Annotated in this window: 15 protein-coding genes and 1 pseudogene; 11 read left to right on the plus strand and 5 right to left on the minus strand. The window is 72.4% G+C overall.

Annotated elements, in window-relative coordinates; translation table 11 throughout:
* Positions 1–167 precede the first annotated feature (167 nt).
* The gene (locus tag IEY56_RS20785; protein ID WP_229712074.1) at positions 168–1,106 is read left to right on the plus strand and encodes a M28 family peptidase; all 939 of its coding nucleotides are present in this window, start codon (positions 168–170) and stop codon (positions 1,104–1,106) included.
* Between the two features lie 70 nt (positions 1,107–1,176).
* Here the strand turns inward: IEY56_RS20785 and IEY56_RS20790 are convergent, their stop codons facing one another.
* Complete coding sequence (locus IEY56_RS20790; protein WP_189038782.1) at positions 1,177–1,482, minus strand: type II toxin-antitoxin system Phd/YefM family antitoxin; 306 nt, start codon at positions 1,480–1,482, stop codon at positions 1,177–1,179.
* Positions 1,483–1,552: 70 nt separating this feature from the next.
* Here IEY56_RS20790 and IEY56_RS20795 point away from each other — a divergent pair, with 70 nt between their 5' ends.
* Together IEY56_RS20795 and IEY56_RS20800 are read left to right on the plus strand one after the other, a co-directional pair.
* The gene (locus IEY56_RS20795; protein WP_189038783.1) at positions 1,553–2,191 is read left to right on the plus strand and encodes an ATP-dependent Clp protease proteolytic subunit; all 639 of its coding nucleotides are present in this window, start codon (positions 1,553–1,555) and stop codon (positions 2,189–2,191) included.
* Between the two features lie 5 nt (positions 2,192–2,196).
* Positions 2,197–2,508, plus strand: a complete 312-nt coding sequence (locus IEY56_RS20800) for a hypothetical protein (protein WP_189038873.1) — start codon at positions 2,197–2,199, stop codon at positions 2,506–2,508.
* Positions 2,509–2,647: 139 nt separating this feature from the next.
* Here IEY56_RS20800 and IEY56_RS20805 read toward each other — a convergent pair whose 3' ends face one another.
* Positions 2,648–3,856 (minus strand): 8-amino-7-oxononanoate synthase, encoded by a 1,209-nt coding sequence (locus IEY56_RS20805; RefSeq protein ID WP_189038784.1) that lies wholly within the window; start codon positions 3,854–3,856, stop codon positions 2,648–2,650.
* A 197-nt stretch (positions 3,857–4,053) separates the two neighbouring features.
* On the opposite strand from IEY56_RS20805, the gene bioB reads away from it, so the two are divergent.
* The 4 genes from bioB (at position 4,054) to IEY56_RS20825 (ending at position 7,968) form a co-directional block, all read left to right on the plus strand.
* Complete coding sequence (gene bioB / locus IEY56_RS20810; protein ID WP_189038785.1) at positions 4,054–5,118, plus strand: biotin synthase BioB; 1,065 nt, start codon at positions 4,054–4,056, stop codon at positions 5,116–5,118.
* A gap of 36 nt (positions 5,119–5,154) precedes the next feature.
* Positions 5,155–6,447, plus strand: coding sequence for an adenosylmethionine--8-amino-7-oxononanoate transaminase (locus IEY56_RS20815; protein ID WP_189038786.1), 1,293 nt, complete (start codon positions 5,155–5,157; stop codon positions 6,445–6,447).
* Positions 6,448–6,451: 4 nt separating this feature from the next.
* Positions 6,452–7,165, plus strand: a complete 714-nt coding sequence (bioD, locus tag IEY56_RS20820; protein ID WP_189038787.1) for a dethiobiotin synthase — start codon at positions 6,452–6,454, stop codon at positions 7,163–7,165.
* 134 nt (positions 7,166–7,299) lie between these two features.
* Positions 7,300–7,968 carry a class I SAM-dependent methyltransferase gene (locus IEY56_RS20825; protein ID WP_189038788.1) on the plus strand — a complete coding sequence of 223 codons (669 nt, stop codon included), beginning with the start codon at positions 7,300–7,302 and terminating at the stop codon, positions 7,966–7,968.
* Between the two features lie 646 nt (positions 7,969–8,614).
* Here IEY56_RS20825 and IEY56_RS20830 read toward each other — a convergent pair.
* The 3 genes and pseudogenes from IEY56_RS20830 to IEY56_RS20840 form a co-directional block, all read right to left on the minus strand.
* Positions 8,615–9,479: pseudogene (locus tag IEY56_RS20830) on the minus strand (serine/threonine-protein kinase); the annotation flags it as partial.
* 253 nt (positions 9,480–9,732) lie between these two features.
* The gene (locus IEY56_RS20835) at positions 9,733–10,071 is read right to left on the minus strand and encodes a hypothetical protein (RefSeq protein ID WP_045866455.1); all 339 of its coding nucleotides are present in this window, start codon (positions 10,069–10,071) and stop codon (positions 9,733–9,735) included.
* 29 nt (positions 10,072–10,100) lie between these two features.
* Entirely contained in the window at positions 10,101–10,355 is a 255-nt protein-coding gene (locus IEY56_RS20840) for a hypothetical protein (protein ID WP_045866363.1), read from the minus strand.
* A 604-nt stretch (positions 10,356–10,959) separates the two neighbouring features.
* Between IEY56_RS20840 and IEY56_RS20845 the strand changes: the two genes are divergently transcribed.
* The 4 genes from IEY56_RS20845 to purB all read left to right on the plus strand — a co-directional run bounded on the left by IEY56_RS20845 (position 10,960) and on the right by purB (position 15,686).
* A complete protein-coding gene (locus tag IEY56_RS20845; RefSeq protein WP_189038790.1) occupies positions 10,960–12,312 on the plus strand; it encodes a hemolysin family protein in 1,353 nt (450 codons plus the stop codon).
* On the plus strand, positions 12,309–13,340 hold the full coding sequence (locus IEY56_RS20850) for a hemolysin family protein (protein WP_189038791.1): 1,032 nt from the start codon (positions 12,309–12,311) through the stop codon (positions 13,338–13,340). Before IEY56_RS20845 ends, IEY56_RS20850 begins: the two co-directional genes overlap by 4 nt.
* A 157-nt stretch (positions 13,341–13,497) precedes the next feature.
* On the plus strand, positions 13,498–14,220 hold the full coding sequence (locus tag IEY56_RS20855) for an SGNH/GDSL hydrolase family protein (RefSeq protein WP_189038874.1): 723 nt from the start codon (positions 13,498–13,500) through the stop codon (positions 14,218–14,220).
* A gap of 35 nt (positions 14,221–14,255) precedes the next feature.
* Positions 14,256–15,686 (plus strand): adenylosuccinate lyase, encoded by a 1,431-nt coding sequence (purB, locus tag IEY56_RS20860; protein WP_189038792.1) that lies wholly within the window; start codon positions 14,256–14,258, stop codon positions 15,684–15,686.
* Positions 15,687–15,726 lie beyond the last annotated feature (40 nt).

Genomic DNA, 15,726 nt, shown 5'->3' on the forward strand with positions numbered 1-15,726 from the left:
GAGGGTGTGCGCCGGGCGCGCGGACCTGCCCCTGCGCTCCGTGCTCCTCGCATGACGCAACGTCCCGTACAGCAAACGCCCTTGACTCCACGCAGGGATCACGAGGATTCTCATGTGCAAGTCACACCCGTCAGTAACTTCGAACCCCCCACATCATCGGAGTCCCTGTGAACCGCACAGCGAAGCGCCGTACCCTCATAGCCGCGTCCGCCAGCGCCGCACTGGCCGCCTCACTCCTCGGGGCGACCGGGGCCTACGGCGCCCTCGACGAGTCCGCCGCCGCGGCTCCCGACATCAACGTCGCCGACGTCCAGCAGGACCTGAAGGAACTGCAGTCCATCGCCGAGGCCAACGGCGGCAACCGGGCGCACGGCCAGCCCGGCTACAAGGCGTCCGTCGAGTTCATCAAGGGCAAGCTGGACAAGGCCGGATTCGAGACCAAGGTCCAGGAGTTCGACGGGGGCGGCATGAACCTCGTCGCCGACTGGCCGGGCGGCTCCGAGGACGAGACCGTGATGGTCGGCTCGCACCTCGACTCCGTCGAGAGCGGCGCGGGCGTCAACGACAACGGCTCGGGCTCCGCCGGCATCCTCGAGGTGGCCCTCGCCGTCGCCGACGCGAAGCTGGAGCCCAAGAAGCACCTGCGGTTCGCCTGGTGGGACGCCGAGGAGCTGGGTCTGGTCGGCTCGCAGCACTACGTCGACAGCCTCGGGGCCGACACGGAGAAGATCTCCACCTACCTCAACTTCGACATGATCGGCTCCCCCAACGCCGGTCACTTCGTCTACGACGACGACGCGACGGTCCAGGGGATCTTCAACGACTACTTCAAGGAGAAGAACATCGAGACGGAGACCTCCTCGGAGGTCAACGGCCGCAGCGACCACGCCTCGTTCGCCGCTGCGGGCGTCACCGTCGGCGGTACCTTCACCGGCGCCGGGGACACCATGTCCGAGGAGCAGGCGCAGAAGTGGGACGGCAAGGCCGGCGAGTCCTACGACAAGTGCTACCACTCGGAGTGCGACGACACCTCGAACATCAACGAGAAGGCGCTCGACCTGCACACCGACGGGATCGCGCACGCCGTGTGGCAGCTCAGCTCCTGACGCCGCACGCCCCGACCACCGCCGCGCGGCGGTGAGTCGGCTTCTCAGGAGCCTCCGCCGCTCCTGAAGTTCAGCTCTCCCGGCCCGGCCGCCTGTCACCGGCGGCCGGGCCGCTGTGTTCCGCGGCGATGCCGAAGCGGTGGCGTTCGCCCGCGGAGGACGACGGACTCTCGCGGACGCTCGAGAAGGTGCTGATGACGCCTTCCTCTGCCGCTTCGTCCATCTCCCGGAGTCTGTCCAGGTCAGCGGCCGAGACGAGCGCGACCAGCGGCTTGCCGTGCCGGGTCACCACCACGCGCTCGCTGCCGTAGACCACACGGTTGATCAGGTCGGCGAGGGCGGCGCGCGCTTGCGTCACCGGAATCTCGTAGGTCATGGCTCCAGCATAACGTCACGTACATCCTGTACATTTTTTACAGGAAGGGCCGACCACGAGAGGTGACGCCATGCCGCACAGACCCACAGCCCGCTACGTCCTGCCGGAGCTGAGCGAACGGACGAGCAACGGGACCCGGACGCTGGACCCGTACTCCAAGCTGCTCGGCGAGCGGATCGTCTTCCTCGGCACGCAGATCGACGACACCGCGGCGAACGACGTGATGGCCCAGCTCATCCAGCTGGAGGCGGCGGCGCCGGAGCGGGACATCTCGCTCTACATCAACTCCCCCGGCGGCTCGTTCAGCGCGATGAGCGCCGTCTACGACACGATGCGGTACGTCTGCTGCGACATCGAGACCGTGTGCCTCGGCCAGGCGGGACCGGTGGCCTCGGTGCTCCTCGCCGCCGGCACGCCCGGCAAGCGCATGGCGCTGCCCAGCGCCCGCATCGTCCTCGACCAACCGCACGTGACTGAGGCGCTGCAGGGCCAGGCCGACGATCTGGCCGTCCACGCAAGGGAGTTGACGCGCACCCGCGAACGGCTGGAGGAGATGTACGTACGCCATACCGGGCAGCCGCCGGGCACTGTGCGGGCCGACCTGGAGCGGGAGACGGTCCTCGACGCCGGTCAGGCGGCGGAATACGGGCTGATCGACCGGCTCACGGTCAGTCGCAGGACCGCCGCGCCCGGGCAGGGCGGGGGGTGAGCGCGGTGTGGCCGCCCGAACTGCCGCCGCTGCCCGCGCTGACACAGGCGGAGGGGAAAGTCGTCGACGGCTACCTGGAGGTGCTCGACCTGCTGGGCCGGATCAACCCGGCGCGGTCCGGGGACACTTACGGCAGGCTGCGCGCGGCGCAGGCGCTTGTGGGCAAGGCGTCGTCCCTGCGCGACGCCTTGGCGCTGATGCACGAGCGGGGCGAGAGCGAGCTGCACGGCACGACGCTGGCAACAGCCCTGCGCGTGCTGGACGGTGAGCGTCGTGCGGCTCGCGTGACCCTGCCGCCCCTCTCCCGCGGCAGGTGAGGACGCGGGCGGCGCCCGTCGCGGGACGCGCAGCGCCCGGAGTCTGGAGCTGCGGAGCCCCGGCAGCCCGGGCCCCTGGCCCCTGGACTCCGGACAGGAGCCGGTGCCGGGAGGCCCGGAGCCCGTCCCGGAAGGCGCCTCAGCCGGCCGCTCCCTCCGGGGCGGTACGCACGATCGTGGCGACGGCGGCGGCCAGCTGGGCGTCGCTGAGGTCGGCGCGTGCGGTCAGGCGCAAGCGGGAGATTCCGTCCGGCACCGAGGGCGGGCGGAAGCAGCCCACCTGCAGCCCGGCCGCGCGGCAGTCCGCGGCCCAGCGCACGGCCGCACCCGGCGAGGGGGCGCGCACCGAGACGACGGCGGCGTCCGGGTGCGCGGGGCGCAGTCCCGCCGCGGACAGCTCCCCGTGCAGCCGGGCCGCGGCGCTACGGACGCGGACCGCCCGCTCGGGCTCGCGGCGCAGCAGGCGGAGGGCCGCGAGGGCGGCGCCCGTGGCGGCCGGTGCGAGGCCGGTGTCGAAGATGACGGTGCGCGCCGTGTCGACGAGGTGGCCGATCACCCGGGCGGGGCCCAGGATCGCGCCGCCCTGGCTGCCGAGAGCCTTGGAGAGGGTGACCGTGGCGACCACTCCCTCCGTGCCCGCGATCCCGGCGGCGTGCACGGCGCCGCGTCCGCCCTCGCCGACGACGCCCAGGCCGTGTGCGTCGTCCACGAGCAGCGCGGCGCCGTGCTCGCCGCAGACCTCGTGCAGGGCGGCCAGCGGCGCGGCGTCCCCGTCGACGGAGAAGACCGTGTCGGTCACGGCGAGGGCGTCCCCGGCGTGCCCGTCCAGCGCCTTCGCCACGGCGTCGGGCACCGCGTGGGGGACGACGACCGTCTCCGCGCGGGAGAGGCGGCAGCCGTCGATGAGGGAGGCGTGGTTGCCGGCGTCGGAGACGACGAGGCCGCCGCGGCCGGTGAGCGCGGTCAGCGCCGCGAGATTCGCCGCGTACCCGGACGAGACCACCAGTGCCGCTTCGAATCCGCAGAACCGGGCGAGTTCCGCCTCGAGTTCGGCGTGCAGGGCGGTGGAGCCGGTCACGAGCCGAGAGCCGGTTGAGCCGGCGCCCCAGAGGCGGGCGGCGCCGGCCGCCGCGCCGGTCACCTCGGGGTGGCGGGTGAGGCCGAGGTAGTCGTTGCCCGCCAGGTCCAGCAGCTCCGAGTCGGCGGGGCGGTGCCGCAACGTCCGTACGAGGCCCGCGCATTCACGCGAGAGGCGGGCCTCGTCGAGCCAAGCGAACGGGTCGCGCCGGACGGCCCGCGGACGGGGCTCGCCCTGCGGGTCCGAGGGCGTGCGGGACTCCTCTTGCATGCGGCGTCCTAGTGTCCGTGAACGGGTGTGAGGCAGGGGGCGTCGCCGGGCGCACCACCGGGGGCGTTTGTAGGCGGTCCATAGACGGTAGCCGCTCGCACGGTGCCTCGCGGTGTGGCGATACACACACCCGCCCCGGCCAATGTTGTGACCCTTCTCCTTGGCTCTGAGCGGGGAGATCAGCAAGGATCGGCACCATGGACCTGCTGAAGACGCTCGTTGAGAAGGGGCTGCGGCGCGAACTGCCGACCCGTGAAGAGGCACGCGCTGTTTTGGAGACCTCCGACGACGAGTTGCTCGACGTCGTCGCCGCCGCCGGGAAGGTGCGGCGGCACTGGTTCGGGCGGCGAGTGAAGCTGAACTATCTGGTCAACCTCAAGTCCGGGCTGTGCCCCGAGGACTGCTCGTACTGCTCCCAGCGTCTGGGGTCGAAGGCGGAGATCCTCAAGTACACGTGGCTCAAGCCGGAGGAGGCGGCGTCGGCCGCCGCGGCGGGCCTCAAGGGCGGCGCGAAGCGGGTCTGCCTGGTCGCCAGCGGCCGCGGCCCCACCGACCGGGACGTCGATCGCGTCTCGCAGACCATCTCGGCCATCAAGGACGAGCACGCGGACGTCGAGGTGTGCGCCTGCCTGGGGCTGCTCTCCGAGGGGCAGGCCGACCGGCTGCAGGCCGCCGGCGCCGACGCCTACAACCACAACCTCAACACCTCGGAAGAGACCTACAAGGACATCTGCACCACCCACACTTTCGAGGACCGGCGGGAGACGGTCCGTCAGGCGCAGACCGCGGGCCTCTCCGCGTGCTCGGGGCTGATCGCGGGGATGGGCGAGAGCGACGAGGACCTGGTCGACGTCGTCTTCTCCCTGCGGGAGCTGGATCCGGACTCCGTCCCGGTCAACTTCCTCATCCCCTTCGACGGGACGCCTCTCGCGGACGAGTGGAACCTCACGCCCCAGCGGGCCATGCGCATCCTCGCGATGGTCCGCTTCGTCTGCCCGGACGCGGAGGTGCGGCTCGCCGGCGGCCGCGAGGTGCATCTGCGCTCGCTGCAGCCGCTCGCGCTGCACGTCGTCAACTCCATCTTCCTGGGCGACTACCTGACCAGCGAGGGCCAGGCCGGCCAGGCCGACCTCGACATGATCGCGGATGCCGGCTTCGAGGTGGAGGGCGCCGGCACCACGACGCTCCCGGAGCACCGCTCGGAGGAGCTGGTCTCGGTGCGCAGGCGCGGCGCCGGCACCGCGCTGCCGCCCAATGCGTGACGGAGCGGCAGCGGCGACCGGCAAGGTGAACCACCCATGACGCATGAGGAGTTGCTCGCACTCGACCGACAGCACGTGTGGCATCCCTACGGCCCCATGCCGGGCCGCTCGGAGCCGCTGCTGGTGGAGTCGGCCGCGGGTGTGCGGCTGCGGCTGGCCGAGGAGTTCTGCGGGCAGCGGGAGCTGGTCGACGGGATGGCCTCGTGGTGGTCGGCCGTGCACGGCTACAACCACCCCGTACTCAACGAGGCGGCGCACCGGCAGCTGGAGCGGATGAGCCACGTCATGTTCGGCGGGCTCACGCACGAGCCGGCCGTGCGGCTGGCGAAGCGGCTCGTCGACGTCACGCCCGAGGGTCTGGAGCACGTCTTCCTCGCGGACTCCGGGTCCGTGTCGGTCGAGGTCGCCGTCAAGATGTGCCTGCAGTACTGGCGTTCGCAGGGACGCGGCGGCAAGCGGCGTCTGATGACGTGGCGCGGCGGCTACCACGGCGACACCTGGCAGCCCATGTCGGTGTGCGACCCCGACGGCGGGATGCACGAGCTGTGGTCGGGGGTGCTGCCCCGCCAGGTCTTCGCCTCGGCGCCGCCGTCCGGCTTCGACGCCCCGCCCGACGAGGAGTATCTGCGCCACCTGCGGGACACGGTCGCCCGTCATGCCGACGAACTGGCGGCCGTGATCGTGGAACCGGTGGTGCAGGGCGCGGGCGGCATGCGCTTCCACTCCCCCGCGTACGTACGGGCCTTGCGGGAGGCGTGCGACGAGCACAACGTACTGCTGGTGCTCGACGAGATCGCCACCGGCTTCGGGCGGACGGGCTCCCTGTTCGCCGCCGAGCACGCCGGGATCGTTCCCGACGTGATGTGCCTGGGCAAGGCCCTGACGGGCGGCTACCTCACGATGGCCGCCACGCTGTGCACCCCGCGGGTAGCCGAGGGGATCTCGCGCGGCGAGGTGCCCGTCCTCGCGCACGGTCCCACGTTCATGGGCAACCCGCTCGCCGCCGCTGTCGCGGACGCCTCCGTGGGGCTGCTCCTCGAAGGCGACTGGGCGGGTGAAGTGCGCCGCATCGAGGGCGGGTTGAAGTCGGGGCTGGCCGAGGCGGCAGGGATCCCCGGCGTGCGGGAGACACGTGTCCTGGGGGCGATCGGAGTGGTGCAGCTCGACCACGAGGTCGACATGGAGCGCGCCACCCGGGCCGCCGCACGCGCGGGCGTGTGGCTGCGCCCCTTCCGCGACATGGTCTATGCGATGCCCCCGTACGTGACGGGCGACGAGGACGTGGAGCGGATCTGCGCGGCCATGTGCGCCGCGGCGGCGGAGGGTTGAGCGCATGAGGGGAGTCGTGGTCGTCACCGGCACGGGCACCGGCGTCGGCAAGACGGTGACCACCGCGGCGATGGCCGCCGCGGGCCTCGCGGCGGGCCGCTCGGTCGCGGTGCTCAAACCCGCCCAGACCGGCGTCGCGGAGACCGAAGCAGGTGACGTGGCGGAGGTGCGGCGCCTCGCCGGGGAAGCCGTCACGGGGGTGGAACTCGCCCGCTACCCCGAGCCGCTGGCGCCCGCCACGGCGGCTCGGAGGTCCGGGCTGCCGTCCGTGCGTCCGGAGGAAGTCGCCGCGGCGGCACAGGAGTTGGCGGCACGTCACCAGCTCGTGCTCGTCGAGGGCGCCGGCGGACTGCTGGTTCACCTCGACGCGCGCGGCGCCACGCTCGCCGACGTGGCCGGCATGCTCTCCGCCCCCGTGCTGGTCGTGGCCGAGGCGGGCCTCGGCACCCTCAACGCGACCGCGCTGACGGCTGAAGCGCTGCGCACGCGGAGCCTGCACACCGCGGGTGTGGTGATCGGCAGCATGCCGGACGCTCCCGACCTGGCGTCCCGCTGCAACGTCGAGGACCTGCCGCGCGCGGCGGGGGCCGCTCTCCTCGGAGCGGTGCCGCAGGGCGCGGGCACCATGGATCCCGCCGAGTTCCGTGCGGCTGCCGCGAGTTGGCTCTCTCCCGAGCTGGGCGGCAAGGGCGGCTTCCTTCCTCCCGGACTCGCCTGACGCCCCGTGCCCGCGTCGCCTGTGGTCCGTCGCGGCGCAGTCGGCGTGTCCGCGGTCTTCGGACCGCGCGATCCTCCGGGAGAATCGGTCTTCGACACAGCTTTCGGGACGGTCTCCACGGAAGGACCCGACTCATGACCCCACAGGACGCAGGGCGCTCGCACCGCTCCGTCAACCGCCCGGTCTTCGCCCGGTTCTACACACGTCTCAGCGAGACCGCGGACGTGCGAGCCGGTGTGGGCGCCCACCGGGCGGAGCTGCTGGCGGGCCTGTCGGGTCAGGTCGTCGAGATCGGGCCGGGTAACGGGCTCAACTTCTCCCGCTACCCCTCCGCGGTCTCCCGGGTGGTCGCGGTCGAACCAGAGCCCCATCTGCGGAAGTCGGCCACGGCGGCGGCATCGCAGGCGCCGGTGCCGGTAGAGGTGGTGCCGGGCAGCGCGGAAGCGTTGCCCCTGCCGGACGAGTCGTGCGACGCGGCTGTCTGCTCACTGGTCCTCTGCTCGCTTCCGGACGTGCCCGCGGCGCTCGCCGAGTTGCGCCGCGTACTGCGGCCGGGCGGCGAACTACGCTTCTACGAGCACGGGTCGGCGGAGGGCCGGCGCTCGATGATGCGGCTCCAGCGCCTGCTGGACCGCACGGTGTGGCCGATGCTGTTCGGCGGCTGCCACACGGGCCGGGACCCCGTCGGCGACATCGGGACGGCCGGGTTCGCCGACGTCTCGTTCAGGCGCCTCCTCGTACCCGCGGAGGGGCCGGTGTTCCCGTCCTCGTTCCACGTACTGGGCAGCGCACGGCGGCCTTGAGGCCGTGCCGTCCCGTGTGGGACCGGTCCGTCACGCCCGGCAGGGGCTGGGACTCTGGGACGCAGCACGCACCTGACGACACGCAAGTCCCTGCGGTTGTCTTCCTGGTCGTGTTCCTGTCGGTGTCCGGCTCTGCCTGGCGGGTGTGGTCATCGCTTCCCGTCACGCATCCTTCCGGTCTCGTCACGGGCGGCGGAGCTTCGGGATAGGGCGACGGCTATCACGACGGCTCCGACGGCCAGGACCACGATTCCGATGACCAGTCCGGCCGATGCCGTTTCACTGCCGTCGGAACGCCCAGGAAGAAGGACGCCTCCCAGGACGGCACTGAGAACGAAGACCACGGCTCCGGCTCTGCCGAGCTGTCCGGGTCGTCCGGGCCGTCGCGGGGCCGGTTCGGCCCGGCGAGCGGGACGGGGAGCGGCGGGCGAACCGTCCGGGTCGGGTGTCGTCGCGGGAGCGGCTGGAGCGGCGGGCGCGTGGCGGCCGCTGGGCCGGGACGACGGCGGGGACGCGGCGGGAACGGTGTCGGCGTCAGGCGAGTCCGGCCTCCCGGGCGAGACGAGGGTGACGGGCGCCGCCTGCGACGGTGCGGCCTGTGTGGGGGCGTCCGCGGTGCCCTCGACAGGGCTCTGGAGGCACCGCTCGATGACTTCGGCGGGAGTAGGCCGCCGGCAGGGGTCCTTCTCCAGGCAGGCGGCCGCGACGGCTCGTACGGGTCCGGGGCAGCCGTCGAGATCCGGCGCCTGTTCGAGAATGCGGTAGGTGACGCCGTGGTGGTTGCCGCCGCCGAAGGCGAGCCGTCCGGTGGCGGCGAAGTGTGCGACGACTCCGAGGGCGAACACGTCGACGGCCTCGGTGACGTCCTGTCCCCTGATGTACTCGGGAGCCATGTACGCCGGAGTTCCGGTCCGCATGCCGGTGCCGGTCACCGACGCGACGTCCGCGGCGCGGGCGATCCCGAAGTCGATGACCTTGGGCCCGTCGCCGGTGAGGAGGATGTTCGACGGTTTCAGATCGCGGTGGATCACCCCGGCCGCGTGGATGGACTGCAGCGCCTCGGCCACCCTGGCCACCAGCCCCAACGCGGCGTCGGCGGGCAGCGGTCCGCCCTCGGCCACCGCGTACTGCAACGAGGGCCCGGGAACGTACACAGTGGCCAGCCACGGCTCGTCGGCCTGCAGGTCCGCGTCGACCACCGGCACCGTGTAGAGCCCTTGGACTCTTCGGGCCGCCGCCACCTCCTGCGCGAAGCGCCTGCGGAACGACGCGTCGCCCGCGTACTCGCGTTGCACGACCTTGACGGCCACCGCGCTTCCGGCAGGCGTGCGCCCGAGATAGACGCGCCCCATCCCGCCCTCGCCCAGCACTCCCTCAAGCCGGTACGGGCCCTCCTCCACCGGATCGCCGGCCCCAAGTGGTCGGCACGGCTGGGGAGGTGGGAGCCATGGCACGTGCTGTCCCCCGCTCGTCGGCGGGACGTCGGAACGGCCACCGCCCGGCTCGGACATGCCGGCTCTCCCCCTTGTCGGACCCGTTCTCCGCTCGCGGGCAACGCGGCGCGGGCCGCTCGCTGTTCGAGCGAGCGACAGCGTAAACGAACCGCAACCGCCGGGACAGATCCCGGCCGCGCGCAGCAGCAGAGCGGACCGCGGGCATGTCCGCGCCTCGTCCCGCGGTACTGCGGACGCACCTCAGCGGCCGAAGTGCCGTGCGGCTGGCGCGCGTTGCGCCGAGCGGCAGCCGCCGGGCGGCACCGCGGAGTCACTGCGTCCAGGTGCGCAGCTCGGCGGCGATGTCCCTGACGCCCGCCTCACCGCTCTTGACCAGCCGGGCGAGGTCGCGGATCTTCTCGGGCGAGGTCGTCACCTTCAGACCGCTGGCGACGAGGTACGCGTAGGCGACGGCGGACGCGAAGAGAGCGTTGCCGCGCTCCAACGCGGGCACGTGCAGGAGCAGTTGGAGGAGAGAGGCGGCACGGTCGTGCGGTTCGGCGTAGACGGGGCGGTCGAATATGGCGGCTTCATGCCTGCTGACCGCGGCCACGAGAGCGCCGTAGTCGGACACGAGGGGGTCGCCCGGGGCCTTCGCCTCGGCGACCATGAGCAGCCAGGCGAGATCGATGCGGAGAGTCACGTACGCGGACGGCCCTCGCCTCCGCGGCGGCCGGAGCGGCCGGGTTCGGGAAACTCCTCGGCGAAGAGTGATTCGTAGCTCTTCATGAAGTCGGAGGCCGCTTCGACGAAGGTGTGCCCCACTTCGCCGGCGTCCCGCTCGACCAGCTCCTCGATGTAGCGGTTCACACTCACCCCCCGCGCCAGGGCGCGCTCTCGCGCCGTCTCCGCGGTCGACTCGTCCACCCGGACGTTCAGCTGTGTCTTGGCCACACCACCACGCTAGCACTCATGCGCTAGCACCGGCCAGGGGGCGGTGTGCCCGCCCGGCAGGTCCCCGCCGGACGGACCCCGGACCTCCGCCCGGTCGAGCCCCGCTACGGTGATGCCGTGGACGTCGCCACGTGGGACGCGGGCGAGGTGAGGGAGCGCCTCCGGGCTGGCCGAGGCGGATGCCGGATGCCCCCGGTTCGCGGCGGACTGGCACCGCTACACCGCTGAGTCCGGGCCGAGGCGCCTGCGACGTCCCACCCGACGCCAGGGGCCCTCCAGCCCGCGGCCGGAGAGCCGTCCCACCGACACCGGAGCCACCCCCGTGGTGCGGGACGTCCCGTGCCGGGCATACGGCGGCTCGGGGCGGGGAACTCGCTGCGCACCCTGCCCGTCTACCATGAACAGCCGCCGTCACGATCGCGACCAGCGTCGGCCGGTTCCCGTCACCGCCACCCCGCCCCCGGGCCGGGGCAGCCCTGACCGAAAGGTGTGAGAGTCCGCCCATGGGCGACCCTCCCGACAGCTCGCCGCACGGCCGCAGACGCCGCCCGGCCCACTCCCCCACCGACCGTTCCCTCGGCCGTTCCCGCGCGGAGGCGGCACGATGACCGAGGTGCTGTTCCTCCTGGTGGCGCTGCTGCTGTCACTGGCATGCGGAGCGTTCGTCGCCGCGGAGTTCTCCCTGACCACTGTCGAACGCGCCGATCTCGAGCGCGCCGTCCAGAACGGCGAGCGGGGCGCGCAGAGCGCCATGCAGGCGGTGAAGTCCCTGACCTTCCAGCTTTCGGGGGCGCAGCTGGGCATCACCGTCACGAACCTCGTCGTCGGCATGCTCGCAGAACCGTCGATCGCGCGGCTGATCACGGGCCCGCTGGAGACGATCGGCGTGCCGGCGTCGGCGGCCTCCTCGGCGGCGCTCGTCATCGGCACCGCCCTGTCCACCGTCGTGCTGATGGTCGTCGGCGAGCTGGTCCCCAAGAACTGGGCCATCTCCCGCCCGATGCCCATCGCCAAGGCCGTCGCCACCCCGCAGCGCCTGTTCTCCGCGGCGTTCCGGCCGCTGATCAGGCATCTGAACAACACGGCGAACCGCATGCTGCACCTGATGGGTCTGGAGCCCACGGAGGAGCTCGCCTCGGCGCGTTCGCCGCGTGAACTCGTGGCGCTGGCCCGCCACTCCGCCAAGGAGGGGGCGCTGGAGCCGGACACGGCGGACCTGTTCGTGCGGACGCTGCATCTGGCTGAGCTGACGGCGGAGAACGTGATGACCCCGCGGGTGCAGGTCACCTTCCTCGACGTGCAGGCCAACGCCGAGGACGTCGCCAACGCCACGCGCGCGACCGGGCTCTCCCGTTTCCCGGTGGTGCGGGGCAGCCTGGACACCGTCGTCGGCATCGTACGGATCAAGGACGTGCTGGCCGTGCCCGCCGAGGAGCGGATGCGCTACCCGGTGACGGAGCTGATGCGCGAGCCGCTTCTCGTGCCGGAGTCGCTGACGGTCGACCGGCTGCTGGACCGGATGCCCGGAGGCGACCGCAGCATCGCCGTCGTCATCGACGAGTACGGGGGCACGGCCGGCGTCGTCACGCTGGAGGACATCATCGAGGAGGTCGTCGGCGAGGTCCGCGACGAGCACGATCCGCAGGAACCCCCGGACCTGGCCCCGGCAGGCACCGACGTCGACGGCCGGCGCATCTTCGACGCGGACGGCGCCACCCGCACCGACCAGCTCGCCGCGATCGGGATGCGCGCCCCGGAGGGCCCGTACGAGACGCTGGCCGGTCTGGTCGCGACCGAGCTGGGGCGCATCCCCCTGCGGGGCGACACCGCCGACGTGGCCGGCTGGCACATCGAGGTCGTCGACGCGCGCGGACGCCGGGCCGCCCGCGTGCAGCTGACGGCGCCGCCGGACACGGACGAGGACGAAGACGAGACCGAAGGGGAGGACGGCCGGTGACCGCGGTCCAGTTGTTCGTGGGCCTGCTGACGCTGGTGGCCAACGCGTTCTTCGTGGGCGCCGAGTTCTCCCTGATCTCGGTGCGCCGGGCGCAGATCGAGCCGCTCGCCGAGGAGGGCGACCGGCGCGCACGGAGCGTCATGTGGGGCCTGGAGCACGTCTCGGCGCTGCTCGCCGCCGCCCAGCTCGGGATCACGCTGTGCACGCTGGTACTGGGGGTGGTGGCCGAGCCGGCCGTGGAGCACCTGCTGGAGCCGCTGTTCCACCTGTTGGGCCTCGGCTCGGGCTACGCGGGGCTCATCTCCTTCATCCTCGCCCTGACGCTGGCGACGTACGCGCACATGCTGCTCGGCGAGATGGTCCCGAAGAACATCGCGCTGGCCGCGCCCGAGCGGACGGCGCTGCTTCTGGGCCCGCCGCTGGTCGCGCTGTCGAAGACGCTGAAGCCGGTGATCTTCACCATCAACGCCTTCGCCAACACCCTGCTGAAACTGCTCAAGGTCGAGCCCAAGGACGAGGTCGAGTCGACGTTCTCCGACGACGAACTCGCCCAGATGGTCGCCGACTCCAGCGAGGCCGGCCTCATCGACGACCGGGCGACCGAGCGGCTGCGCGACGCCCTGGAGCTCGGCCGGCGCCCCGTGGGCGAGGTCGCACGGCCCACGGAGCGGGTGGTGGCCGCGCGACTGGGCGTCACTCCCGAGGAGCTGGAGCAGCTCTCGGCCAGTTCCGGCTTCTCGCGCTTCCCCGTCGTGGACAGCAGGGGACGTGCCCTGGGCTACCTGCACGTGAAGGACGCCCTGGACGCCATCCCCCGCGATGCCGCCTTCCCCGCCACGGCGCTGCGCCCCATCGCGCGGGTGCGGGCGTCGATGCCGCTGGACGACGTGCTCGGCGCCATGCGGTCCAGCCGTACGCACCTGGCCGCGGTCATGGGTGAGGGCGGCGGCCGCACGGAGGGCGTCGTCACCATGGAGGACGTGCTGCGGGAGCTGGTGCACCAGAGCCCGGCGGAGGAGTCGCGCTGACGAGCCGGGCCCTCCCCGCCGTGGGTGGGCCGGCTCAGCGGCGACCGGGCGACAAGTCGCCTGAAGCAACCGGATACGATGACCGACCGTGACCGAAACCGCCAACGCTCCCGCGATCAGCAGCTTCGTGGCCCTCGGGGACTCCTTCACCGAGGGCATGTCGGACCGGCTGCCGGACGGCACGTACCGCGGCTGGGCCGACCTGCTCGCCGCACGGCTGGCCGCCCGCGACCCCGGCTTCCGCTACGCCAACCTCGCCGTGCGCGGCAAGCTCATCGGCCAGATCGCCGCCGAGCAGGTCGACCTCGCGGCGGCCATGGGCGCCGACCTGGTCACGCTGGTCGGAGGCCTCAACGACACGCTGCGCCCCAAGTGCGACATGGGCAGGGTCCGCGGGCTGCTGGAGGAGTCGGTGGCGAAGCTCGCCCCCAACTGCGGGCAGCTGGTGCTGATGCGCAGCCCCGGCCGCCGCGGGCCGGTGCTGGAGCGCTACCGGAGCCGCATGGAGCAGCTGTTCTCCTGCATCGACGAGCTGGCGGCCGAGCACGGGGCCGTCGTCGTCGACCTCTACTCCGCGGAGACGCTGAGTGATCCCCGGATGTGGGCCGAGGACCGGCTGCACCTGACCGGCGAGGGGCACCGCCGCGTCGCCGAGGCCGTGTGGCAGCGCCTGGGCCACCCCGCGGAGTCCGACTGGCGCACGCCGCTGGAGCCCACACCCGTGCCGTCGTGGACGACTCGCCGGCGCGCCGACGCGGCCTTCGCCCGCGAGTACTTGCTGCCGTGGATAGGGCGGCGTCTGACCGGCCGTTCCAGCGGCGACGGCCGGGCACCCAAGAGGCCCGAGCTGGCGTCCCTGGCCTGCGAGGACACCCCGTAGGGGCGCGCCCGAGGACCCCCGTAGAATCTGGCGGTGTGACTGATAAGCCCCGCATCCCGAACGTCCTGGCCAACCGCTACGCCTCGGCCGAGTTCGCCCGCCTGTGGTCGCCCGAGGAGAAGGTGGTGCTGGAGCGGCGGCTGTGGCTCGCGGTGCTCCGGGCACAGCGCGACCTCGGCGTCGACGTCCCGGAAGAGGCGCTGGCGGCCTACGAGCGTGTCCTCACCGTCGTCGACCTGGCCTCCATCGCGGAGCGGGAGAAGGTCACGCGGCACGATGTGAAGGCCCGCATCGAGGAGTTCAACGCGCTCGCGGGCCACGAGCACGTGCACAAGGGCATGACGTCACGCGACCTGACGGAGAACGTCGAGCAGCTGCAGATCCGCTCCTCCCTGGAACTTGTCCGGGACCGTACGGTCGCTCTCCTGGCGCGGCTGGGGCGCCTGGCAGGCGAACACGCCGGGACCGTGATCGCCGGACGCTCGCACAACGTGGCGGCGCAGGCGACGACGCTCGGCAAGCGGTTCGCGACTGCCGCCGACGAACTGCTCGTCGCCTACGGGCGGTTGACCGAACTCCTCGCCCGCTATCCGCTGCGCGGCATCAAGGGACCCGTCGGCACGTCCCAGGACATGCTCGACCTGCTGGGCGGCGACGAGCAGCGGCTCGCCGAACTCGAGCGCCGGGTCGCCGCGCACCTCGGGTTCGCGCACGCCTTCACCTCCGTCGGGCAGGTCTACCCCCGCTCCCTGGACTACGACGCCGTGAGCACGCTCGTGCAGCTCGCCGGCGCGCCCTCGTCGCTGGCGAAGACGATCCGGCTCATGGCCGGCCAGGAACTGGTCACCGAGGGCTTCAAAGAGGGCCAGGTCGGCTCCTCGGCGATGCCGCACAAGATGAACACCCGCTCGTGCGAGCGCGTGAACGGCCTGATGGTGATCCTGCGCGGTTACGCGTCGATGGCCGGCGAGCTGGCGGGCGACCAGTGGAACGAGGGCGACGTGTCGTGCTCGGTGGTGCGGCGTGTAGCGCTGCCCGACGCCTTCTTCGCCTTCGACGGGCTGGTGGAGACGTTCCTGACCGTACTGGAGGAGTTCGGCGCCTTCCCGGCCGTCGTGGAGCGCGAACTCGACAGGTACCTTCCCTTCCTGGCCACGACGAAGGTGCTGATGGCGTCCGTGCGCGCCGGGGTCGGCCGGGAGAGCGCGCACGAGGTCATCAAGGAGCACGCCGTCGCGTCCGCCCTGGCGCTGCGCGCGGGAGCCGAGCGCAACGAGCTGCTGGAGCGCCTGGCGGCCGACGAGCGTATCCCGCTGCGCCGCGAGGAACTCGACGGACTGATGGCCGACCGGCTGGCGTTCACCGGCGCGGCGGCCGGGCAGGTCGGAGAGGTCGTCGCCCGTATCGAGGAGATCGCGAAGCGGCACCCTGAAGCGGCCGCGTACTCGCCGGGAGCGATCCTCTGACACCGCGGGAGCGTCCGCCGCGTTTCACCCGGGAGCAGCT

Source organism: Streptomyces daqingensis, from assembly GCF_014645895.1.
Taxonomy (GTDB): Bacteria; Actinomycetota; Actinomycetes; order Streptomycetales; family Streptomycetaceae; genus Streptomyces; species Streptomyces daqingensis.

Bases quoted from the DNA above. Each gene is read 5' to 3' on its own strand.
- IEY56_RS20855 (WP_189038874.1), top strand. From the start codon at position 13,498: ATGTCGGACCGGCTGCCGGACGGCACGTACCGCGGCTGGGCCGACCTG.
- IEY56_RS20835 (WP_045866455.1), bottom strand. From the start codon at position 10,071: ATGGTCGCCGAGGCGAAGGCCCCGGGCGACCCCCTCGTGTCCGACTAC.
- IEY56_RS20795 (WP_189038783.1), top strand. From the start codon at position 1,553: ATGCCGCACAGACCCACAGCCCGCTACGTCCTGCCGGAGCTGAGCGAA.
- IEY56_RS20825 (WP_189038788.1), top strand. From the start codon at position 7,300: ATGACCCCACAGGACGCAGGGCGCTCGCACCGCTCCGTCAACCGCCCG.
- IEY56_RS20845 (WP_189038790.1), top strand. From the start codon at position 10,960: ATGACCGAGGTGCTGTTCCTCCTGGTGGCGCTGCTGCTGTCACTGGCA.
- IEY56_RS20815 (WP_189038786.1), top strand. From the start codon at position 5,155: ATGACGCATGAGGAGTTGCTCGCACTCGACCGACAGCACGTGTGGCAT.
- bioB (WP_189038785.1), top strand. From the start codon at position 4,054: ATGGACCTGCTGAAGACGCTCGTTGAGAAGGGGCTGCGGCGCGAACTG.
- bioD (WP_189038787.1), top strand. From the start codon at position 6,452: ATGAGGGGAGTCGTGGTCGTCACCGGCACGGGCACCGGCGTCGGCAAG.
- IEY56_RS20790 (WP_189038782.1), bottom strand. From the start codon at position 1,482: ATGACCTACGAGATTCCGGTGACGCAAGCGCGCGCCGCCCTCGCCGAC.
- IEY56_RS20805 (WP_189038784.1), bottom strand. From the start codon at position 3,856: ATGCAAGAGGAGTCCCGCACGCCCTCGGACCCGCAGGGCGAGCCCCGT.